This window comes from Alicyclobacillus shizuokensis NBRC 103103 (assembly GCF_001552255.1).
GTDB lineage: Bacteria > Bacillota > Bacilli > Alicyclobacillales > Alicyclobacillaceae > Alicyclobacillus_G > Alicyclobacillus_G shizuokensis.
Genome location: NZ_BCQV01000042.1, coordinates 1 through 22,197 on the forward strand (window position 1 = coordinate 1; position 22,197 = coordinate 22,197).

At 47.8% G+C, this 22,197-nt stretch carries 23 protein-coding genes and 3 pseudogenes; 5 read left to right on the forward strand and 21 right to left on the reverse strand.

What is annotated here, in order from left to right; all coding sequences use genetic code 11:
* Positions 1 to 745 precede the first annotated feature (745 nt).
* From ASH01S_RS14500 to ASH01S_RS14515, 5 genes are all read right to left on the reverse strand, one after another.
* The gene (locus ASH01S_RS14500) at positions 746 to 1,642 is read right to left on the reverse strand and encodes an RCC1 domain-containing protein (protein WP_067929168.1); all 897 of its coding nucleotides are present in this window, start codon (positions 1,640 to 1,642) and stop codon (positions 746 to 748) included.
* 150 nt (positions 1,643 to 1,792) lie between these two features.
* The gene (locus tag ASH01S_RS19540; RefSeq protein ID WP_281178229.1) at positions 1,793 to 2,014 is read right to left on the reverse strand and encodes a YbaK/EbsC family protein; all 222 of its coding nucleotides are present in this window, start codon (positions 2,012 to 2,014) and stop codon (positions 1,793 to 1,795) included.
* The gene (locus tag ASH01S_RS19545; RefSeq protein ID WP_281178230.1) at positions 2,001 to 2,273 is read right to left on the reverse strand and encodes a YbaK/EbsC family protein; all 273 of its coding nucleotides are present in this window, start codon (positions 2,271 to 2,273) and stop codon (positions 2,001 to 2,003) included. Before ASH01S_RS19545 ends, ASH01S_RS19540 begins: the two co-directional genes overlap by 14 nt.
* A gap of 24 nt (positions 2,274 to 2,297) precedes the next feature.
* Positions 2,298 to 2,864, reverse strand: coding sequence for a class I SAM-dependent methyltransferase (locus tag ASH01S_RS14510; RefSeq protein ID WP_067929169.1), 567 nt, complete (start codon positions 2,862 to 2,864; stop codon positions 2,298 to 2,300).
* The gene (locus tag ASH01S_RS14515; protein ID WP_067929170.1) at positions 2,848 to 3,030 is read right to left on the reverse strand and encodes a hypothetical protein; all 183 of its coding nucleotides are present in this window, start codon (positions 3,028 to 3,030) and stop codon (positions 2,848 to 2,850) included. Before ASH01S_RS14515 ends, ASH01S_RS14510 begins: the two co-directional genes overlap by 17 nt.
* A 640-nt stretch (positions 3,031 to 3,670) precedes the next feature.
* On the opposite strand from ASH01S_RS14515, the gene ASH01S_RS14520 reads away from it, so the two are divergent.
* From ASH01S_RS14520 to ASH01S_RS14530, 3 genes are all read left to right on the forward strand, one after another.
* Positions 3,671 to 4,048 (forward strand): hypothetical protein, encoded by a 378-nt coding sequence (locus ASH01S_RS14520; protein ID WP_067929171.1) that lies wholly within the window; start codon positions 3,671 to 3,673, stop codon positions 4,046 to 4,048.
* 546 nt (positions 4,049 to 4,594) lie between these two features.
* Positions 4,595 to 4,927, forward strand: coding sequence for a PadR family transcriptional regulator (locus ASH01S_RS14525; RefSeq protein ID WP_067929172.1), 333 nt, complete (start codon positions 4,595 to 4,597; stop codon positions 4,925 to 4,927).
* The gene (locus ASH01S_RS14530; RefSeq protein ID WP_067929173.1) at positions 4,924 to 5,826 is read left to right on the forward strand and encodes a permease prefix domain 1-containing protein; all 903 of its coding nucleotides are present in this window, start codon (positions 4,924 to 4,926) and stop codon (positions 5,824 to 5,826) included. The genes ASH01S_RS14525 and ASH01S_RS14530 overlap by 4 nt, the downstream gene beginning before the upstream one ends.
* Before the next feature lie 77 nt (positions 5,827 to 5,903).
* Here ASH01S_RS14530 and ASH01S_RS14535 read toward each other — a convergent pair whose 3' ends face one another.
* From ASH01S_RS14535 to ASH01S_RS14560, 6 genes are all read right to left on the reverse strand, one after another.
* Complete coding sequence (locus ASH01S_RS14535; protein ID WP_067929174.1) at positions 5,904 to 6,470, reverse strand: DUF4825 domain-containing protein; 567 nt, start codon at positions 6,468 to 6,470, stop codon at positions 5,904 to 5,906.
* The gene (locus ASH01S_RS14540; protein ID WP_067929175.1) at positions 6,467 to 7,132 is read right to left on the reverse strand and encodes a permease prefix domain 1-containing protein; all 666 of its coding nucleotides are present in this window, start codon (positions 7,130 to 7,132) and stop codon (positions 6,467 to 6,469) included. The genes ASH01S_RS14535 and ASH01S_RS14540 overlap by 4 nt, the downstream gene beginning before the upstream one ends.
* Positions 7,129 to 7,509, reverse strand: a complete 381-nt coding sequence (locus ASH01S_RS14545; protein WP_067929196.1) for a PadR family transcriptional regulator — start codon at positions 7,507 to 7,509, stop codon at positions 7,129 to 7,131. Before ASH01S_RS14545 ends, ASH01S_RS14540 begins: the two co-directional genes overlap by 4 nt.
* A 433-nt stretch (positions 7,510 to 7,942) precedes the next feature.
* The gene (locus tag ASH01S_RS14550) at positions 7,943 to 9,001 is read right to left on the reverse strand and encodes a DUF262 domain-containing protein (protein WP_067929176.1); all 1,059 of its coding nucleotides are present in this window, start codon (positions 8,999 to 9,001) and stop codon (positions 7,943 to 7,945) included.
* A gap of 415 nt (positions 9,002 to 9,416) precedes the next feature.
* Positions 9,417 to 9,686, reverse strand: a complete 270-nt coding sequence (locus ASH01S_RS14555) for a hypothetical protein (RefSeq protein ID WP_067929177.1) — start codon at positions 9,684 to 9,686, stop codon at positions 9,417 to 9,419.
* A gap of 212 nt (positions 9,687 to 9,898) precedes the next feature.
* On the reverse strand, positions 9,899 to 10,408 hold the full coding sequence (locus ASH01S_RS14560; RefSeq protein WP_067929178.1) for a DUF5946 family protein: 510 nt from the start codon (positions 10,406 to 10,408) through the stop codon (positions 9,899 to 9,901).
* 493 nt (positions 10,409 to 10,901) lie between these two features.
* On the opposite strand from ASH01S_RS14560, the pseudogene ASH01S_RS14565 reads away from it, so the two are divergent.
* Positions 10,902 to 11,546 (forward strand): annotated as a pseudogene (locus ASH01S_RS14565) (IS256 family transposase); the annotation flags it as partial.
* A 97-nt stretch (positions 11,547 to 11,643) separates the two neighbouring features.
* On the opposite strand, the gene ASH01S_RS14570 reads toward ASH01S_RS14565, so the two are convergent.
* The 7 genes and pseudogenes from ASH01S_RS14570 to vanR-A all read right to left on the reverse strand — a co-directional run bounded on the left by ASH01S_RS14570 (position 11,644) and on the right by vanR-A (position 18,064).
* Positions 11,644 to 12,729, reverse strand: coding sequence for a D-alanyl-D-alanine carboxypeptidase family protein (locus ASH01S_RS14570; protein WP_067929179.1), 1,086 nt, complete (start codon positions 12,727 to 12,729; stop codon positions 11,644 to 11,646).
* Between the two features lie 284 nt (positions 12,730 to 13,013).
* Positions 13,014 to 13,622 carry a D-Ala-D-Ala dipeptidase VanX gene (vanX, locus tag ASH01S_RS14575; RefSeq protein WP_067929180.1) on the reverse strand — a complete coding sequence of 203 codons (609 nt, stop codon included), beginning with the start codon at positions 13,620 to 13,622 and terminating at the stop codon, positions 13,014 to 13,016.
* A 5-nt stretch (positions 13,623 to 13,627) separates the two neighbouring features.
* On the reverse strand, positions 13,628 to 14,659 hold the full coding sequence (vanA, locus tag ASH01S_RS14580) for a D-alanine--(R)-lactate ligase (protein WP_067929181.1): 1,032 nt from the start codon (positions 14,657 to 14,659) through the stop codon (positions 13,628 to 13,630).
* Positions 14,652 to 15,614 carry a D-lactate dehydrogenase VanH gene (vanH, locus tag ASH01S_RS14585; RefSeq protein WP_083517214.1) on the reverse strand — a complete coding sequence of 321 codons (963 nt, stop codon included), beginning with the start codon at positions 15,612 to 15,614 and terminating at the stop codon, positions 14,652 to 14,654. Before vanH ends, vanA begins: the two co-directional genes overlap by 8 nt.
* Before the next feature lie 89 nt (positions 15,615 to 15,703).
* Positions 15,704 to 16,083, reverse strand: a pseudogene (locus tag ASH01S_RS19310) (hypothetical protein); the annotation flags it as partial.
* 141 nt (positions 16,084 to 16,224) lie between these two features.
* Positions 16,225 to 17,391, reverse strand: a complete 1,167-nt coding sequence (gene vanS / locus ASH01S_RS14595; RefSeq protein WP_067929183.1) for a vancomycin resistance histidine kinase VanS — start codon at positions 17,389 to 17,391, stop codon at positions 16,225 to 16,227.
* Entirely contained in the window at positions 17,369 to 18,064 is a 696-nt protein-coding gene (vanR-A, locus tag ASH01S_RS14600; protein WP_067929184.1) for a vancomycin resistance response regulator transcription factor VanR-A, read from the reverse strand. The genes vanS and vanR-A overlap by 23 nt, the downstream gene beginning before the upstream one ends.
* A 196-nt stretch (positions 18,065 to 18,260) precedes the next feature.
* Between vanR-A and ASH01S_RS14605 the strand changes: the two are divergent.
* A pseudogene (locus ASH01S_RS14605) lies at positions 18,261 to 19,614 on the forward strand (IS4 family transposase).
* A 763-nt stretch (positions 19,615 to 20,377) separates the two neighbouring features.
* Here the strand turns inward: ASH01S_RS14605 and ASH01S_RS14610 are convergent.
* The 3 genes from ASH01S_RS14610 to ASH01S_RS19705 form a co-directional block, all read right to left on the reverse strand.
* Positions 20,378 to 20,602, reverse strand: coding sequence for a hypothetical protein (locus ASH01S_RS14610; RefSeq protein ID WP_067929185.1), 225 nt, complete (start codon positions 20,600 to 20,602; stop codon positions 20,378 to 20,380).
* A 134-nt stretch (positions 20,603 to 20,736) separates the two neighbouring features.
* On the reverse strand, positions 20,737 to 21,552 hold the full coding sequence (locus tag ASH01S_RS14615) for an SDR family oxidoreductase (protein ID WP_067929186.1): 816 nt from the start codon (positions 21,550 to 21,552) through the stop codon (positions 20,737 to 20,739).
* Positions 21,553 to 21,908: 356 nt separating this feature from the next.
* Positions 21,909 to 22,169, reverse strand: coding sequence for a methyltransferase family protein (locus tag ASH01S_RS19705; protein WP_373278584.1), 261 nt, complete (start codon positions 22,167 to 22,169; stop codon positions 21,909 to 21,911).
* Positions 22,170 to 22,197 lie beyond the last annotated feature (28 nt).

The following is a 22,197-nucleotide window of genomic DNA, read 5'->3' on the forward strand; positions in this document are numbered from 1 at the left end:
CCGCAAACAGGGTACGCATCAAGTCAGGATCGCTTCCGACAAACGCATAGGTTACATGGGGCTGATATTGAAAGTGACGCGGAGCCGCTTCAGCAAGAGGTCGTCAATCTTCACGATCATCTGAAACTCGTGGAACCAGACGACCAGCCGCCTGTCTGATTGTTCAGGGATGCGTTGCAGGAGGCTTGTGGTTTCGTCGAGGAGTTCAAGAGGGCTTTCCTTGACCCTGTGCAAATATGGTATGTCTATAACGTCCTGGATTTTGGCACGGATCTCAGGTCGGGACACACTGTCTATGAAGTCGTTAAGGGAGGAGTTCGGAGGGATCGCTACCTAAACGCAACTGCGAAACCGTCCTCAACAAGTGAAATGCTAATTCCTCAATCGTTGAAACGTTAAACAGGTCTATCTTCGCTGTGTAGCATCCCCGCGTTTCCAGCCTGCTCAAAACATCACGAGCCAACAAGGTGCTACACATAGTCGCTCTTCAAGTTCCCGTACAAAACAGTCATACTGAGGAGGCTGTGCGGGCGCAATGCCCTCGTAGGGTTCGTCATATTTTCATCCATGTGTAGTACTCACCCCCCCATCGCATTTTTCGCAATTTAAAAATGCACAAAATGGGATGTGCAATGTACTACCGCCTTTAAAGTTGAGATGCGTGAAGTTTTTTGAACATTTGCCCCCGTTTGTTCAAAAGCACGTTCGGGGGAGCTTAGGGCGTTTTGGACGCTGAACTGAAAAACTAACTCCATGGCAGTTGGATGCCGCTCCATCCGCTTACATCGCATTGGCCATAATCATTATCACCCACTGCCACCACCGTGCCGTCAGATTTAAGTCCGAGAGTATGGGCACATCCCGCCGCAACAGCCATAATGTCGTGCCAACCACTTACATCGCATTGGTCATGTTTATTCAAACCCACAGCAACCACCGTACCGTCAGATTTAAGCCCCACGGTATGATAACTGCCCGCCGCTATCGCCACAATATCGCGCCAGCCGCCTACATCGCATTGGCCATGCTTGTTCAAACCCACAGCCACCACCGTGCCATCCGATTTAAGCCCAACAGTATGAAGATAACCCGCCGAAACAGCCACTATGTCCCGCCAGTCGCTTACATTGCATTGGCGATACTTATTGTTACCCACTGCCGTCACCGTTCCGTCCAATTTAAGACCGATGGTATGCCAGTCACCCGCCTTGACCGCCACAATATCATGCCAGCCGCTTACGTCGCATTCACCTTCATTATTTCGACCCACAGCCACCACCGTGCCATCCGATTTAACCCCAATTGTACGGCACCAACCTGCCGCAACCGCTACGATATCGCGCCAGTCGTTAACATCGCATTGGCCATGCTTATTCCAACCTACAGCCGTCACAGTACCGTCAGATTTAAGGCCGATTGTATGAGCATTACCCGTGTTCGTCGCCATATGAACATTGCCAGCAACGACCGCCACGATATCGCACCAATCGCTTACATTACATTGACCGTATTTATTATCACCCACAGCCGTCACCGTTCCGTCAGATTTCAGACCAACGGTATGACGACGACCCGCCGCTATGGTATCGTTACGCAACCGTTTCGTCTCTAACGCCGCTTCGTTCGGTGAAATGCAGTCCATATTTTACCTCCACAAATTGAACACTACTGCCCGTTTCTACAATAAGTGTAGCACGCAAAAACACGCGAGCATTCAATGCCCACACATCACACGTCACTTTTTTCTGTAAATCGAAACGAATTTCCTCTATCGGCCTTATCCCTGTCAACCTCATTTTACCGCCATCACCCTTCCCTTGGTCATTCCAACCAGTTGATCAGGCGTTAACTCGAATACCGCTTTCGGATGTCCTGCCGCCGCCCAGATCGTTTGAAACTGAAAGAGATCTTCGTCAATGATGGTGGTGATGGTTTCCTTGTGACCGAGCGGCGGAACTCCGCCTATGACAAATCCTGTGCGTTCACGGACGAAATCCGCATCAGCTTTTAGCAATGTATCCGTTTAGCTGATTAGAAAGGGATTTCTCATGGACGCGATTGACCCCACTGGCAACCACTAATAAGGGGCTGTCCGAGTTCTTCAAACGAAATATGATGGATTTTGCAATCTGCGCAACTTCACAGCCGATAGCATCAGCCGCTTCTTGGGCTGTTCGCGTGCTATCAGGTAATTCCACCACCTTATTCGTGTACCCCAACTCCGACAACCTGTTCTGTACCCGTTGAGCACTGTCCTTCAATTCATCCGACAAGAAAGTTCCCCCTATGCACAACCATTATGAAGAGCACTCTTCAGGCTTAATTGCATCAACGATGAGAGAAACAAATCCAAGTTCTCCACCTTGATTTCTATGGTCGAACCTCTTAGAGCGATAAATAAATCCGTCATTCTCGTCCCAATCGTTGTAATGGAATTCTCCATTTCCATCGCAATATTCGAGGAAATTCACTTGGAATCCAGCCGCTTGAAACATGCCTTGCAGTGTCCGATATGTATGAACGATTTTGTGACTTGACGCTGGGTGATCCGCTGGACCAGGACCGCCAATCTTCACGAGATTCTGGTACCATTCGTTTCTGAAGTACCTATCAGGAACCGCACATCTTACATATCCCCCTGGATTCAAGAAATCATAGCAGGTCTTAGCGGCTTCAATGCCCTCCTCATACGTAAAGTGTTCCCAAACATGCTCGGCGAGAATAGCGGAAATTGAATTTGGAGCAAACATGCGTTCCCAATCACTCAATAGATTTAACTCGTCCTCTTCTGTGTGCACCCAACCGACGTTGTTCTTGCTTCCGCCTGATCCAACCACAACTCTTAGATCACTGTTCGTCGTCATACTTCGCCACCATCCAGTGCTTCCTCAGAAGTTCCTCCGCCCGTTCTTCTCTTGCCGCCTTCAAATCCAGCATAAAGCTATCGTCTTCAGATTGGTTGAAAATCCCATACAACTCCTCAGCGGTGAGTAGCTTTACGACTTCGATACCAATTCGCTTTTCGTACATATGCCTATTCCCTCTTCCCAGGGAAGATTAGAAAGATATCGACGATTTCTCGTCTTTAGCTCTATGTAAGACAAAAAGGCGGCATTTCGCCACCCTCGGACAAATCTTTTTTCAGCCCCACTTCACAACGGCAGGGGGTCTCCGCTTTACCACTTCCAGATGATTCAACCTGGGTTCTCACGCTTAACGGTGGTGAGTCACACGACTTTTTATGCAGTGATAGAGAATTACCAGGAGAGCGAGAAACCTCCGTCCCTGTTTCTCCTGGTCTCCATTCCGCACCTGTGCGCCATATTCTCGGTTTAAACTCTCCGTGACGCGCGGGGAGCCTTGCAACTTGAGCATAGCAGATGGATAGCGTTGGAGCAATCGGATTTGGCGAAGGAATTCGGGCGGAAGAATTCGAGGAAGGAACACATATCATCTTCGAAAAACACAAACAAAACCATTTATCAAAATGGAAACATTTATGTATCCATAACCTGCGACATTTATGTATACACTTCATTAACCTTGTTCAACTCAATCCCATCTTCTGCCCTTACCACTCTCCGCCCTCGAACATCCTCAGACATAAAAACGGCTGACCAAATCGTGGCATCGTGATAAATTGGGACCAAACCAAAAATGGAGTGATTCCATGCCTCGTAAAATCGAACTTGGCGAAGACGCACTGACGATTCGTTTATCGGGTTTGACGAGTATTGCGTCGTTTAAGCGCAAAATCGTGATTCCGTACGAGTTCATCGCGAAAGTGGATACCGTCGCGCCCAACTTACAATCGCTCATTCGGTTAGGTGGTACTTCCATCGGAGATATTCAGGAAGGGCACTTCTGGCACGGAGAGGATTGGTATTTCCTTTCTTATGAGCATCCTGACAAGGTTATTTCCCTCACATTGAACGACTACTATATCGGGGATCGTCTGTATAAGGTCATCGTTGTCGGTGTGGACAGCCCACAAGACAAGAAGGCTCTGATTGAAGCAAAGCTTGAGAACACGATTGATAAGAACTGACCATTGTTTAAAGGCATATGTAATCTGAAATGAGACATGAAATGTTTCATAAACCTATTACAGAAATGTAAACATCCGTTGAAACATAAGCTATTCCGTACCCATCCGTGCCTTCATCAATCTCGGCATAGGATGAACAGGAGTCGCTGGGCTTATGTGGAAGTGGTAAAGAACGGGGTTTAGGGCATGTAGGGTACGGCAGGGACAATAAAAGGTGATGCCGATGTATCGAATGGTTTTGTGACGATTCTCTGGATATTAACACTTCTGTTACTGCTGTTCTCGTCTATCAGCTTTGCTGGTGTGAGGACAGTCACAACGCCTATCCACACTTTCGCTCTCAAAACCGTCCCTCCCCATTCGTGTTCATTCTGTTTCCATTGTCGAGTACCCCGAAAAGAGTGCCACATACCATGATTATCTCAGAGACCTGGGATGAGACGGAAGGTTTTTTGGAATGCGTCATAAGCCCGCAATGTGCTTGCCTAACCCCATCCTTTGATGTATAACCAATACATAGATATTCTATATAGGTAGGTGACTTGAGTGAAGAGTGAAATGATGAAGGGATATATCGACGCGATAATCCTTTCCATAATCGCTGGGCATGACTCCTATGGCTATGAAATTGCCCAGATTGTGAATCACCAAACTGGTGGTGCGCTCGAATTGAAGGAAGGAACTCTCTACCCCGCCCTACGACGATTAGAAGCAGAACATTGGATTGAAGGGTATTGGGGCGACGACGGTTCAGGACCAAGGCGAAGGTATTATCGGATTACAACCCAAGGTCATGATCAACTCGCCAAGAATAGAGAAGCCTGGAAGCGAAATCAAGCCATCGTGAATACTTTCCTGGGAGGGGTAGAACCGACGTGAATGAGATCGAGAACTATTTGAAACACATTGTCCATCGGAGCGGATTGACGCGCAGTGAGCAGGCTGAGTGGGTCGCTGAAATGTCCACACATCTGCTTGATGAAGTAGAGCACCTGAAGGACACGGGGTTAGGGGAAGCCGAAGCCGTTGCGAAGGCACTTCGTCAGTTTGGAAGTCGGAGGGAGATTCGCAAGCAGATTGCGCGACAGACATTTGGGATAACTTTGCCTGTCATTACCTCACTCTCCTCAGTATTTTTCGCTCTATTTTTACTCGGTGTTTACCTGCTCTACGCATCCATTCCATCAAACCCAGACCCATCCACATGGACATCTTGGCATGAGAATCCATGGGTGCGCTTTTTCACGACTCGTATTCTGATTTCACCGTCGCTAATGCTGGCACTATGTCTCGACACGCTGATGCTGGTCAAGACTCGTTGCCAAAGAGATAGATGGGCATTGGTATTGATTACTTGCATCTTCGCGGCACTTTGGCTGTTCATGCGGATTTCGCACAACTACTACTTTGCGGGACTCTTGGTTCCGTATCGGAATGCTTATACAGTGCCATTCGAGCTATTGACGGCAACAAGCTATCTTATACTCGCCTGCCTTTCCGTTGCGATGTACTTGTTTACCAAAAATAAAGATATCAGTCGCTTCCCCATACTTTTCTCGCTCGCAATTGGACTTTGGGTTCCCGTAAGAGACTCGGTACAATATCACCTATGGCAGGCAACCCATTGGAGTGGATTTGGGGGACATTACGATCCGTTCATATCAAATGAATTAGGCATCTTGCTCATGGTTGGGATACAACTCCTACTCCTCGTACTGTTGAGATATGTCTTTCGGGCTGTGGATAATTACAACTCGCGAACGCACTCAACTGCGTAAACCGAGTTTAGCCTACGTCACCAGAATGCGATTTTGTGTCGTGTTCTGGTGATGCATTGCAACAATCATTTGTCTTCCTAAGAACCACCCCCAAAGAACGCTTTAAACGTATTCTTCACGTACTGTGGGTTTGCCAACTTACTCTGTACATTTTGTTTCCACGCTGTTTGGTTAGCGAGCGTTGCAGGAGCTACTCCATACCAGGATTGAACTTGTTCGCGAGTCACATGGTATGACGTCCCTGGAAATTCAAACTTCATCGAATCCAAATTATCGATCAAGGCAAAATTGGCTGTCGCATTATAGACCAAGCTGGATTGAACTTTGGCGAGTCCAATGTCCTGAACAGTTTCCGTGTAACGGATATCCAGTTCCCTTGTCTGTGGATCGATAACAAACGTGTGTGGAACGTTTGCTAACGGTAAATTTGCATTCAGGTTGCCGTCATTTGAATTGTTACCCATGTACGGATTCTTGAACTTTACAATACTTTCAAAGTCGTTGGTTAGTGGATTCAACTGAGCTACCTGATATGCCTGTTGTTGTTGACGTATTTTTGCTTTCACTCCAAACTGCACAAAGCAGAAGGCAATCACACCAATAATGAGAAGAACTATGATGAGAGCATTTCTCCTTTTCGTCACTCTGACACCCCCCGTGTTTGAACCAGACGATGAATCCTCATGAAGTATAGCGGAATGAACACACTGACAAATGGAAGAAGCACGGAGACCGCAAGGTCTGCAAACATGTACGGTCCATCGATATGAATGGCACGGTTAAACCAGATATTACTGGCGAACCATGCCCCTAAAGCGAAGCACTCCGAAATGACAACATACACACCCCAAAGAACCCAAACGACTCTGGCGATGTTCCTAAGTCTCTCAACGTTAATCACCCTCGTGGTTTCATCACTGGCCCTACTAAATAGCAATGTGATGTACACAACGCCCACAATTACAAGTAGAAGCGTAAGTGCTGTGTTCGCAAGAACTCCTGAGTGAAATAACCAACAGGGTATCGTTATAATCCAGGGGATCAGAGTATACAACACCGCGAGTTGAGCCAGTTCACGCTTAAGTGGGTTCAACGGAACTCGACCATGCCCCTCAATCAGTAGTTCCACGTTACCAAGGCTTTTTACCGCATGATCGAAAGCCACCTGATAAGACGCACCTTCCGACATTTCATCATCGATTCGCGCCTGGAGGTTGGCTAACACTTCATCTCGAAGTTCCAGAACACCCTTTTTATGTTTGTATTTTGCGAAGAGACGATTCACGTAACGCTCCAAGTCGTTCATTCTGTACCCTCCCCCTGGTATGTAATCAACTGATTGATTAAATCCCTTGCGGCTTCCCACGAAGCCAAATTGCGTTTATACAGGGAAATCCCCTCATCGGTGAGCCGATAATACTTGCGTCGCCCGCCTTGTGTTTCATCACCCCAATACGATTCGATCATTTTCTGCTTTTCCAGTCTTCGCAGGCTCGCATACAACGTGGGTTCCTTCAGTTCGTATGCGCCACCACTTCGTTGACGTATAGCTTTGATGATCTCGTACCCGTAATGATCCCTCGCTAATAAGACACACAAAATAATCGTGTCGATGTTGCCTCGAATTAGGTCACTGTTTAGGGACTCACTCAAGATATCACCCCCAAACCACCAAACGCACATAACTATATCAGATATAGTTATATACCTGAAACACATTACTGTCAACGCAAATCAACCCAAACATTGGCATTTTTCTCATATCGCAATCAGGGGAAGTCGAAGATGGCTGAGGGGAGTGTGTTGTTCCTTCTGGTGAAAATCCATTTCCAGAATGAAATGGGGTCATAAACAGCAAGTTCAGCAGAAAGTCGTTACGCTGGGATTGATCTTTTCAACATTGACCTTTCAATGTGTAAGTTTTAACGAACCCCTCGCCTTCGATATCAAAGTATAACAAATCTACAATTCTCCCCATCTCAAAACAACAAGTCGAGCGATCCGCCGCGTATCCCCCGTGAATCCACTTGATGGTCACAGAGGTTACTCCGTTTAAACGGCGAGGGACAGGAATTCATCCTGCCCCATCCACCAGACGCTTGCTCAATCTGTTCCCTCATTCGCCCTGCCCTTCCACCGTCTCTACTCTCACCGCTACCTCGTCACCCGCATTCGGCACTTCGTCACGGACTTTAACATTAAAGTGCTTCTCGAATTCCTCGGTCATGATTCTGAGGCGTTTCTGGACATTTTCCTTTTTCGCGCTTCCTGAACTGCACGCTTCGACATACGATTCAGGCGGAGCCTCCAAAAAGCCTCTCGCCCATTCCCCAAACGTCTCCGCAGGAATCTCTATCCCCTTGTGTTGCATGTCGAGGGTCAACTTGAAGAGCACAGGTATATGCACCTTCCTCAAGAGTTTCTCTTTCTCGCTGGGGAAGGCTTCATTCAGGTAAAAGCAAACGTTATTGAATTGTGACTTAAATCGATCACGCTTATGGTCATCGCGCAACTTCTGAACAAAATCCTTCATTTCCTTCTTGCTAAATCCCGTTTCAGGGTCGTCCAATAAAGCGAGGATTTGCAGAACCAACTCTTGATCGACGAAGTGATTTCTCGCCGCTTTTGACAGATTCACCTTATCCGTGAAGAATGGAACTTTCGCCAAGTTCTCCACGAACTCTAAAGCTGACTTGCCCAATAATGCCCTCGTTGTCTCAATGGGGCGAAGTGGGACACCATTGTTAAGTCGGCAAAAGATGTCTTCTATCTCCGACTGGCTGATTTCCTCCACAACGTCAATTTCAAATTGGTATCCCAAGATCCTTTGTTGGAACTCATCTGACAACTGCTTATATGTCAATCCCTCAACATCAATGTCATCAACTTTGGGCTTGGGCGTTCCCGCGAAAGAGAGAGCAAATTCGTCATTGAGATAAGCGAAAATGCTGGACAGGCGTTGTTTCCCATCCAAGAGGTAAAGTACGTTCTCATCCTTGGTAGCAAATAGATTTGGAATTGGATAGCCAGCCAGCAGGCTGTGAATAAATTTCGACTGGCGTTTCACGTCCCAGATGTTTTCTTTGCGTTGAATCGCTAAATCAAAGGACAGCTTTTTTCCTTTATACATCCGTTGCAGTTGCGAAACCTTATGTTTGACTTTCGATACCTTCATCTACGTCACTCCCTGGCGAAATCATGCTTCTATTGTGCCCACGTGATGAAACCAAGGGCAACCCAATACAGTTACGTTCTGAACATTTTTCATCGACATTATAGCGTAAGAGGCAAGGGACGAGCCATTTAAATGAGGGTAATTCGGGTTCGAGGTACGGAAAAGTTGGCGAATCCATGGGGTGCATCATACTTGTAATTGGGTCCATGTAATGCGAGGCTGAGGAGTATCCACGAGAAATGTTTTGTATAGGTGCCGATTAGGGTCAAACGGGCAACAATCCCACTATATTGGTAGACTGGATACGTAGCGATTACGAGCGTGTCTGCCCAAAGGGACAGTCGTCCAGATAAAAAGTAGCGTAGGACAAGCTTTCTCCCATATCCCTCCCATCCCTTGGGCACACATGCAAAGTTTATTCCACTTCCGAGTCATCAAAGGCTCCATCTGTTAGAATGCCGTCGAGGATTTCGCTGTCATCGTCCTCGTCGGTCAGTTGAATAGTACGACCGAAGAAACTCCATCCTTTGCTCTCCAGCCATTCGATGAATGCGTCTGTAAATTCATCTTCGGATACCGTCGTATACACGTTGCCAACGATACAGATTGTATTTCTGCCCTCTGAGCGTTCCAGAATCCACTTCTTGGAGTTGCCTGGTTTTGCTCCGTTGTTTTGATCAGTCATGGTGTCAGCCTCCTGGCGGGTCAGAATAAACAGGCAGTGCTTGTCGGGTCAAGGAGGAGGGGCGTTTCTCCACAATGCCATCAATTTAACCACAGCAGGCGTGGGATCACCGCCCAAGTACTCAAACCTCGCCGTGACGAGTGTGGCAACAGGGTGAGCGGTGATCTATTTCTAAAGAAAACGGCGCCCTTACTCCCTACAATCAACTCCTCTTAGCCCAACAATCTGTGACAAATGCTCCTGACCCACTCATGCTGATGGTTCCAAGAACCCCAGACATCGATCATCCATTCGTGAATCATGGCATCACGCTTGTGCCCAGGCGGTTCGTTCAAAACATCTATTACAGTCACGGAATAGGATCTCTGGGGTAGCGGTAATGTGTCCCAAGGGTGTTTCAAACGTGCTAAAAGCGTGTGGACACGCTGAACCTGTTTTCCGTTGTATCCATGTTCAACAGCGTAATACAACCCAATTAACGCGAACGCGGTGGTAATGTTTTTCATACCATTGCCTGAATGCTGGGCGGCGTAGGCATCCACAACATGCTGATGGATGAAATCGTCACCTTTATGGCTCAACGTATAAACGGTCAGTTCACTGTACTTGCTGAAACATTCTTCCGAAGCGTTGTGATTGTGGATCAGAGAAGTGTACTGTTTCGGTAGCTTCAATCCGCACCCTGGACAATCGACGACCAAAACCGCACCGCCGCTTTCCATCCGAGTCACCCCCACCAACTAAACATATCCATCATCCTATATCCTCCACTCACTGCTTTACAAGTTCACTTAGCTTCTGCTTCACAGGATCAAACGCCGTCTCCCTATTCAACAATCGTTTTCGACATGTTGGAGTAGATGAAGATCTGTATCAGACTTCTTCCACGAATAAGACTCAAGAATAAACTTCAATTCATGTTCTTGCACCCGAATCCACCGTTCCACTATCTGGGTTTCAACTAACTGTATTCCATCTTCGTCTAACGTGTCCGTTACCATAACGGACGATCCAACCCTAAGTTAACTTGCGATTTTGAGCCCTACATCCCTTTCACCCAACATAATTACAGATCAATGAGAGAGTTAACTATCATAGTACACCGTTAAAATCTCAGGTGATGGTGTAAATTCAGTGGTTTCTTCTTGACGAAAAAGCCATCGAGTGCAACCTACTAAGGTGACGCCAACCACATGAGTAGAGGAGGCAACCTCGATGGCTCCTATGGATAGGATCGCACTTTTAGAGCTGATTCGCAAGATTGGTTTGGAAGATGGCGATGTCGATTTTCTGCGAGAGGGTTTGAAGGTCCTTGCCGAGGCCGTGATGGATGCCGAAGTCAGCCGACTCATCGGTGCTGAGCGCTTCGAACGAAGCACTGAACGCAGGAATTATCGTAACGGATACCGCCGCAGAGAATGGGATACCAGAGTTGGAACCATTGAATTGCAAATTCCCAAGCTCCGAAAAGGCAGCTACTTCCCGAGCTTATTAGAGCCGCGGCGGAGAGCGGAGAAAGCATTGCTCAATGTCATTCAAGAAGCCTATGCACATGGTGTGAGCACCCGCAAAGTGGACGAACTTGTGGAATCGCTGGGTATCGGCGGAATCAGCGAGAGTGAAGTGTCTCGCATCTGCAAGGAACTCGATGAGGTCGTCCAGACCTTCAAGAATCGCCCGTTAGAAGGTGAGTTCCCATATGTTGGGCTCGATGCCACGTTCCCCAAGGTCCGTGAGGGTGGTCGGGTCCAGAGTATGGCGTTTGTCATTGCGATTGGTGTGAAAACCACCGGCGAGCGTAAAGTGTTGGGCTTTGACCTTGGCACCAGCGAGGACGGCTCATTTTGGCTCACTTTCTTATCTGCATTTCAGCCATGCCGCGCGTGACGATATCGGTACCTGTCCTTTCCATTCCACAGACCTCCCCCAGCATACGCGATGCTGCGCTATCAAAACCTCACTGTTGCCGTTCATCTCTTTTCATTTTACGTAAGAACCGGCGTACCTCAAAGAAACCGCCGACGAGGAACAACAACACCAGAATCGAACCCTTCTGTGTGATGGCCAAGGTTGTATCCTTGCCGTTCGCCACGTTGAGCGTTTCATTCAGCGGCTGGCTTTTCCTGGCGATGACCGTTTCGGTGATGTGGAAACCGTAGTCAAACAGCTTGGCCGTGTCCCGGAACCTCTGCATTTCGTCCGTTTTTGTGTCGTCCATGACGACGCAGATCAGGCGAACGCCGTTCTGCTTTGCTGTGCCGACGAAACAGTAGCCCGCCTCTTCAGTGTACCCCGTCTTCAATCCGTCGACCCCGGGGTAATGCCCGAGCAACTTGTCTGTGCTTGGCCACTCGGAGTTCTCGCCGCGCACCTGGATTTTCGGGATCGACGTGTATTTGAGAACTTCCGGATAGTTGGTTACGAGATAGCGGGCCAACTTCGCCAGGTCGCGCGCTGACGTGTAGTGATTGGGTGCCGGCAAACCATCCGGATTCTCGTAGTGCGTATTGGTCAGACCCAGCTCCTGCGCTTTCCGGTTCATCATCTGCACAAACGCGTCCATGTTGCCGCCAATCTTCTCTGCAACGGCAACAGCGGCATCGTTGGCGGACAGGACCGCGATGAACTTCATCATGTCGTCGAGGGTGTAGTGTTCCTTCGGATCCAGATGGGCATCCGAGACCCCTGGCTCCGTTGCGACTTTGTATGCATCCTCTGTGATGGGAACTTCGTCCGACCAGGACACGCGGTGCTCCCGGACCGCCTCCAGCGTCAGCAACATAGTCATCAGCTTGGTGGTGGATGCGGGAGCGCGCCGCTCATCCGCGTCTTTCTCGTACAGGATCTGGCCGTTGTCGGCATCCATCAGGACGACCGACTTCGCCGTGACCGCCGGCGGTTGTGGCATGGTAAACGCCTGCTGTTGAGATTGATTCGTGGTTATGGTTGACGCTGCCGCCACTCCAACGCTGTTTGAGAGCATGCCGGCGACACCGGTGGACAATCCAGCAATTAGTAGCAACTTCTTGAGTGACTGTTTCACCGTTTCCCTGCACTCCTATTGCTAAATTAGGGTCCGCTACTGTGAAAATGGGACAAAAAAGTTGTTTGCATTATCCTTTCATCAGGAGTCAAGGGATTATATGGAATTCACTTACGATGCTTTTTCGATGGTCACTTTTAACCCCAGTTGCTCTCTCCGTCTTTATGGCGCCAGATGGATTTTGACGGATTTCGCGCGAAATCCATGCATAAGATTTCACCAAAACCCCTTGTCATTACTGGACTATTTAACCGTTCAGCAGACCCTAAAATCAGGAGTTTTCGCTATAAAACGGGGAAATCAAAATAGCTCTTGGGATATGGTTCGTTTCTTAATACATAGTGCCACCATTCGAAGCTATATGGTTCAAACCCACTGTTTTCCATGATGGAACGCAAAAGTCTGCGATTTTGCGCTTCCATGCTTGTAATCCCTTTTGCCTCATGGTGTGAACGCTCATCCATAAAATCGAAGCTGCTTCCCATGGAAACAAGCTCACCCGTATCTAAGTGGTAAAGCGTGAGATCAATAGCACTTCCGCGACTATGACTTGATTGTGACGCAATATATCCCTTTGCAACCAGCTCGGTTCGCTCGATATTCGGATAGTATCTTTCTTTTGTGCGGTAGTCTTCCGGTTGTTCGGACCAACGCAGGAAGCAATCTACCGCACGTTTGGGCCGGTACCCGTCCCATAACAGCAAACCGTACCCAAGAGCCGCCGCTTGCTTCTGCGCCTCCAGCAGCGCAAGGGCTAAGGCATATGTTCCCACTATGCGATTGACCTCATATCCGTCTACTGGTTTTCCTGTAATATTGTCCCATGTGGCATATTTGGCGTCCCAGCGAACACCGTGCAATATTTCATCTAAATAAACAAATCCCTTTTCCATGCTTATCACCCCTTTAACGCTAATACGATCAGGCGGTCAATCAGTTCGGGAAGCGTTATACCTGCAGCGGCCATCATCCGGGGATAACGGCTGTATGACGTGAAACCGGGCAGGGTATTGACCTCGTTAAGCACAATGCGGCCGTTATCTTGTAAAAACATATCAACACGGGCAAGCCCTCTACAGCCGAGCGCCTTATATATTTTTTTTGCCGTTTCCTGTATCCGTCCTCGCACCTCTGCCGACAGGTCTGCGGGAATGGTTATAACTGCGTTTTCAGAGCCTTTTTCCGGCTCGGCTTCCTGATGAATTCGAAAGATACCGTGCCGCAGCCTGATTTGGTCCACCTCGCCAACAATCAACTCGGAACTGTTTCCCAATACGGCACAACCGACCTCACAGCCCAAAACAGCCTGCTCAATTAAGATTTTGCTGTCATATTGTCTTGCCAATTCAATTGCGGCGTCCAATTCGTCCGCACCATTGACTTTTGTCACGCCATAGGATGAGCCTGAACGCGCCGGCTTAACAAAGACAGGATAGGTAAACGCATCTGTCGCCGGCCTATCGTCTTTATTCATAACCCAAAATTCGGGAGTATCTATGCCAGCGTTTTTCGCAACGATGTATGTCAGCGATTTGTCCATACAAATCGCGGAGCTTTGAATATCGCAGCCCACATAGGGGATACCGGACAATTCAAACAGACCTTGTATTGATCCATCTTCACCCGACTTGCCGTGCAAAACCGAGAATGCTACATCAACGTGGTGGATTTCATATTCATTGTTCTTTAGAACAAGCAATCCGTGCATTTTTTTATCCGGCGAGAGCACGGCTGAACAGCAATTGCCGTTTTCCCATTCCGCGCACGGTTTTTCGCACATTTTCCAAACACCGGATTTCGTAATTCCAATGTATAACGGCTCGTATTTTTCGTTGTCAATGTTAGCGGCGATCTCTATTGCGGATTTTACCGACACATCATGCTCCTCCGAGCAACCGCCAAACAGGATTGCAACTTTTGTTTTATCCATGCGCCAGGCTCCTTTCAAAATACAAACAGTTCTGAATTGTTTTTTCAACGATATCACGCAACGCCTGTTCGGTATAGTAAGCCGTATGCGGCGTGATTATCACGTTCGGCATCCCTTGCAGTTTCAGAAAAAATTGATTATCAATTGGTTTTTGTGTGAAATCAAAGTAGAAAAGCCCTTCCTCTCCCTCCAATACATCCAATGCGGCGCCGCCCAGTTTTCCGTTTTCCAATGCTTTAACCAGCGCATCGGTATCTACAAGCGCACCGCGCCCTGTATTGATAATAAACGCGCCTTGCTTCATTCTCCTTATTTGTTCGTGGCCGATGATATGGCGCGTATCCGCATTGAGCGGCACATGAAGCGTAACGATATCGCTATTTCGCAACAACGTATCAAACGGAACATAGTTTGCCTCCATTTTTTGGCTGCGATCATAAGCCAGCACATGACATCCAAATCCGCGCAGCCGCTCAATAACCGCTTTGCCTATACGGCCAGTTCCCACCACGCCGACAGTCATGTCGCTCAGTACCTTGCCACGGACGCTGTCCAGCCTGAAATCATGTTTTTCCACAGAGCGCATAATAGATTTCGCGTTGCGTACTGACATAAGCATCAGCATCATGGTATAATCGGCAACGCTATCCGGCGAATACGCCACATTGCCGACAGCGATGCCCAATCTCTTAGCGGCAGTTGTATCTATATGATTGCAGCCGATGCTTCGGGTAGAGATATATTTCACGCCGGCTCTCTTCAGCGCAAGAATAATAGACGCGGAAACCTCGGATTTGTGTCCCACGCTGATACATTGATTGGCGTATATGGCGTTGGCTTCCGACACGGGAGCGTTAATTATCGTGGGCATAACGCCAAAGCGCGGCGAAAGGGCACGGAATGCATCTGCCTCATCCTGCTCGCATCCATAAACGGTAATGCCGATGTTTTTCATAATTAAGACCATTCCATTCTGCGAAAGGCATCAATAAGAAATGAAACGGGGATGCCGATCGCGGTAAATTGAAACATAACGGATTGCCGTTACCATATATTTTTCGCCTCCTTGATTTCCACATTATCCGGTAGGGAATAGCAGATTTCGCACTTGTTGGTGTAAAGCAGCTTCTGCCCTGTTATTTCGCCGGTATCCGCGTCAATTTCCGCTCTCTCAACCTTGACGAATTCATAAATCCCGCCGCTTTCGCGGGAATACTCAATGCCGCCGTTTGCAGCTCTGTATAGCACTTGGGGCCGCTTGTCCACGAACACCGTCCCTATGATGTTTTCATCATCGAACGCCACTTAATTTGATATGTGCAATCGGTATCGTTTCGCGCCTCTAAGTTAATCCATCCCTCGGAGATTGTTGCGTCCACCCCTTTGATCTCGTCACTGTTTGGTTCGGGAAACTCCTTGACCTCCTCTGGCGAAACGGAAAAAGCTCGTTCTTACGGTTTAAGTCTGCCGCATAAGAACGAGCCATTTTTTAATATTAAATGGTTAATTTCCTAAGAAAAAGTATAGATGACCTTGAGATTTTCCTAAGAAGCGATGTTCATTTCTTAGGAACTCCTTTTATCAACCATGTCTGGCGAGGCCGGAAGCTCTACCGTGAACGTCGTGTAGTTATCATTGCTTTCCGCGTAAATCTGCCCGCCATGCTGAACAATGATTTCTTTTGCAATCGCCAATCCAAGTCCCGCGCCGCCCCTATCGGAAGAACGGGCATCGTCCAGCCTGTAAAATTTTTCAAATATGGAATCGAGCTTATCTTTGGGGATGCTTCCGGCGTTCTTGAAAACGATGGACACCACATCCCCGGAGAGGCCCGCCGTAATGTCAATGACGCTGTCGTTCTCGCTGTATGCAACGGCGTTTTTCAAAATGTTGTTAAAGACCCTCGCCAGCTTATCGGGGTCGGCGTATACGGTCAAATCCTCGGAAGCATGGATAACCACCTGTTTTCCATTCGAGGCAAGCTGGGGATAAAATTCATCGGTCATCTGCACGAGCATATAGTATAGGTCTATGTGCTTTTTCGTGAGCGTAATCGTTTGGAGGTTATACCGCGTAATCTCAAAAAACTCGTCGATTAGCTGTTCGAGGCGATACGCTTTGTCCAACGCGATATGCACATACTTTGCCTTTTGCTCTACCGGCATGTCTGGCGCCTCGTCAAGCAGGCTCAGATAACCGATGACGGATGTAAGGGGCGTTTTAATATCGTGCGCCAAGTACATAACAACGTCATTTTTTCTTTGTTCGGCCAGCTTTGCATCCTGCTCTCGCTTTTCCAGAGTCCGTTTTAATGTGTTGAGCTTCTGTTCCATGAACTCCATTTCCGCAGAAAGCTCAATTTGTTTATCTTCGTTCTGAATAAGTATATCAATGCCGGCATTTATCTCGTCAAAGTATTTTGCAAGTGTCGAAAGCATGACGCGGCATAGAATAAGAACACTAATGGCAATCGCCACATAAATAAAGATATCCCTATTATTCCGTATGGTATACTGATATATTCTCAGCGCGTCCTGAGGCCTTAAGTAAAAACTGTTTTCCAAAAAACGTACGATCCACTCCGCAAATCGCCGCTGGGTAAAGAAACGCAAGAACAACACGAATACAACTGCTGCCATAACAGTCACAAGGATATACAGGTAGAGTTTTCGTTTTAGTTTATAATAATCGGTTTTTTTACTCTTATTCTTATTTTTCAATTTTATAGCCAATCCCCCATACCGTTTTTATATACTTCGGATTATCAATGTTGTCGTTCATTTTTTTGCGCAGATTTCGGATATGCACGGAGATGGTGTTGTTGCTCTTGCTGAAATATTCGTCGCCCCATATCTCATGAAATAACTGCTCGGAGCTAACCACATTCCCCTTGTTTTCACAGAGGATGCGCAGGATGGAAAATTCAGTAGGTGTAAGGGATAGAGGTTTTTCGTTCAAAAAACACTCGTGTGTATTTATATCAATGACAAGGCCAGAGTGGACGATAACATTTTCACTTTGCACCACCGCTCCGCTGTATTTCTTGTAGCGGCGTAGTTGCGCCTTGACCCGCGCAATTAACTCCAGCGGGCGAAAGGGCTTCGTTATATAATCGTCCGCGCCGATTGTTAGCCCTGTAATTTTATCTACCTCCGTATCTTTCGCGGTCAGCATGATAATTGGATAGGTGTGCTTGTCCCGTATCTTTTGGCAGATAGTGAGGCCGCTCGAACCGGGAAGCATGATATCCAGTATGGCAAGGTCAAGCTCGGTCTTGTCGATACATTCCAACGCTTCTTTGGCAGTATAATATTTGAAAACTGTATAATTCTCGTTTTTCAAGTATAGCTCAACCAAATCGGCAATTTCGCGTTCATCATCCACAACAAGTATTTTATCGCTCATAGTTATCAAACCTCGTTTAACAAATTCTTTAATACCATCATATCCCTTTGAACTCAAGTTTCGCACCCGAATTGAGCCTGTAATTTCTTGAATTCGTTGGAGCTGTGGGTCATGTAAAAGTAAAAACATCCTCATATTTCTGGTAGACTGAGGTTGCCGATCCAAACAGTCTGCAAAAAGTGAGGATGTTTCTTACATGGTACGTGATTCTCTGCACCCAGATCAACTCCAATCCATGATAACCGCATTCTTCAAGGAATTCCGCATCGGGAAGCTGCTCCGGCAATCTAACATCTCCAAACAGGCCGGCGTATCTGTAGTGGATGTATTTCGGTTGCTCTTTACACTGGTCTTTCACCAACGCAGTCTAAAACATGTGTTGGAACACGCCTCCATGAACGAGTTTGGCAAGGACACGGTGTATCGGTTCCTGAACTCTCCTCGGCATAACCGGCGACGCTTTTTGCTGCTGCTCAGTTCTGCAGTCGTGCGTCGTTTTCGCCCGACTCACGTCCGAGAAGCGAGCGGATGTGTTCATCGTCGATGATTCGCTGTTTAGGCGCAATCGCAGCAAGAAAGTGGAACTGTTGGCCAAGGTCTACGACCACGTCTCTCATACATTCGTGCGAGGCTTCCGCTGCTAACACTGAGTTGGTCGGATGGCAACTCGTTTGTGCCCTTGTGCTTCTCATTGTTGAGTTCTGAAAACGGGTGCAACCGGCTCTGTGGCCCCAAGGATTCCATTGACAAGCGTACCTGCGGCTATAAGCGGCGGCAGGAGGCTATGCGTAAAGCTACGGAAGTCGTTTTCGAGTTGCTGGCACAGACCCAGGCCATGGGCATTTCGGCGAAGTACCTGTTGTTTGACAGTTAGTTCGCATATCCGTCAACTATCATCCGAGCACGTAGCCACTCTCTGCACGTGGTTTGTATGCTCAAGGACATGCCCAAGGTCCGATACGGTTACGCGGGCCAGTGGCTCACACTTTCCCAGCTGTATCGGGGGGGCCGAAAGCGCCGGGGCCGAGCCAAGATTCTCGCCTCTGTCACTGTTCAGCTCAGTCTGGACGAACATGGCCAACCGGTGCAGGCCAAGATCGTATTCGTTCGGGACCGGAACCGTTCCCGTCACTGGCTGGCTCTACTGTCCACTGACACCAACCTGGCTGAGGAAGAGATTATCCGCATATGGGAAGCGATGGGACATCGAGACGTTCTTCAAGGTCAGCAAGTCCTATCTCAGGCTCGCCAAGGAATTACAGGGACGTACATACGACCAGATGTTCGCACACACGACCATTGTGTTTGCCCGTTACATCATGTTGGCGATAGCCTCCAGAGATGCCCAAGATCCCCGAACTATCGGTGCCTTGTCTTTTGATTGCTGCGACGAACTGGACGACATCCGATTTGTAGATGCGCTTCGGCTGCTTCTGGAACTGCTCAGAACCGCCTTAGAGGCGACATTGGCTCAAAGAAACGACGTCATCGAACAAGTGATGCAGCAGTTCATTGACCGTTTACCCAGTGTGCAGTCAAGGAGAAATTAGCTGCCTGAGGGTGCGAAACTGGAGTTCTTAATTAAATGGAAATTGAATCATTTAATTCATAATCCAGTCTTGCTATTCAATCTGTTTCTGAGGATAGATCAACTATTCAGTTTCTCGAACATTTACCGAAACGCCCGAGTATAACTTCCATTCGGGCAGATTTGGACCACGATAATACAGTCGAACATTACCAGGCTATAATTAACGGAAAATATGTCGATACGTATGTCCAAGATGTTGGATGGTTTCAATCCTTCTCGATTACGAAAATCTCAGTGGATGGGCTGCCAAATTTGCCAGAGTTCTATATGGATTAAGGGGGTCTATATAAATGGGTGCTGCTGCGACGCCCGTTTTTCAGTATGTTATGCGGACCCTTGACTTGCAATGCTTCTTCTGTTAACGGGATGTTAGTTCATAATGCACCCTTTCAGTCCTGCATTATTATGCAAAACACGGTATATCGGAACGCCGCTTTTTTCTGCATTTTTTAAGTTGCGGAAAACAAGATCGGGAGGAAGCCACTGAATACATAAAAAGCGTCAGAACGCCCTGTCCGACCAACAAAAAGCCTTATCAGAACAGCAATCCGCCCAGGACGGACGGATGACGGAACTGGAACGGACGGTTCAACAATGAAAAGCCGAGCTTAAAGCGGCTCGGACGGAAATCGCTTCGACCAAGGCTGAGTTAGCAAAGAAACGGAAACCGTAGTGCAAATTCGGTCGATACGGTCAAATCGTCAAAAACCCGAAAAACCGCATCACATCAAGGACGGATGAGGACGGACGGACATCTCAGCTACCATTTCAATCAATTGAGTCACCATCTTTTCGATATGTTCTTGACGAGCTTCGATACGGTCCAATCGTTTGTGGACCTCCGCAAACTGATTTTCTATGTTCGAGAACTGATTTTCTATCTTCGAGAACCGATTTTCTATATTCGTGAATTGAGTTTCTAAAAACTCCTTGAATTCTTTGTCCATTGGAGACCCTCCTTTGTCTACGACACATTCTGTATTCGGGATGCAAGTCCGAAAGGGAAGACGAGGGGGGTACAACCCCTCTCTTATCCCCCAGCATTTGGAACTATATTCTTGTGTCGTGAACGCCCCACCAATCACCGAAAGGCACTTGCGTTGTCGATAGCCCACTGCTCAAACGTCCGAGGTGGACGACCTGTGATATGCTGGACGGTATTCAAAACCTGAGTCGGCGGTTCCCGTAATATCTGAAACAACGCCTCCACTATCTCCGATGGTGCAAATCTCTTCATGGTCTCTTTAGCAATTTCCTCTGACATGTGTTCGAAGCGTATGTCCTTCCCAAGAACCTTGCTCAGTATTTTTACCTGTTCCATAGGGGTTAGTAGTTCAGGGCCTGTAAGAGTATATATCTTTCTGTAATGCTTACTCGAAACAAGTACCTTCACTGCCACATCCGCTATATCTCGTGGGTCGATTGGGGCGGTTGCCACGTCACCAAACGGTGCTCTCACCACACCCTCTTCTCGTATGGAACCAGTCCACTGCAGAGTGTTCGACATAAAAGCCCCTGGGCGAAGAAACGTCCATTTTACACCTGACTGCCGAATTAACTCCTCGGTTATAAGATGATTCCGACCAATGGCGTTTTCGGTGGGCAATTCAATAGCACTGGAGGACAGGAACACGATATGTTCGACACCCAATGCTTTCGCGATCTGAGGAAATGCCTCGCTACCAGGGACTCTCACCAAATAGACGCTCTGAACACCATCCAATGCATCCCTCAACGTTTCGGGTGCGGTCAAATCACCGACAGCAACCTCAACCTCGGTAGGGAATGATACCTTTGTGGGGTTCCGAGTTAAAATTCGAACGCGGTGCCCACCTTTGCATAATTCATCGACTATGTGGCGACCAACGTTACCTGTTGCACCTGTCACCAGAATCATGGATTTCTACCTCCTCCATTTGCGAACACCTTCATTGTATTTGAATGACTGCATATCGCCATCCGCCTCTCACCGAAGGAGGTTCCCCGTCAAAGCCTATTCCGCTTCCGTGCCATCGAAGGCTCCTTCTGAAAGAATGTCGTCGAGGATTTCGTTGTCGTCGTCCTCGTTGGTAAGCTGAACAGTCCGACCGAAGAAACTCCATCCTTTGCCCTCCAATCGGGTGAAGAGTCGTTGCTCAGTCCAGGAATGAGGCATGGGGGCTCCTCGACGCCATGAATTTTAAAGTAAACATTGACGTTATTGACTCTTCCTGTCGACACTTTACTCTTACCATAATCCCTTCTTCGAAGTCATTACCATATCTCAGGGAACATCCTTCGAGTGTGCCTCCGATACTCTACATAGCTCAGCCCGAAATGCTCTACTAAGACCTTCTCTTCAACGCGAATCCTGTACGCATAGATCAGGAATAGTCCGACACCACATAGCAATACTCCCCACCATGTACGAAGACCAAAGCCGATTCCCACCGCGACAAACCATCCACCAGTATATGCTGGGTGCCGAATCCAACAATACAGTCCTGTTTGAACGATCTCTTGGTTTGAAACCACCCCGACAATTAGGAGAGAAAAACCGTCC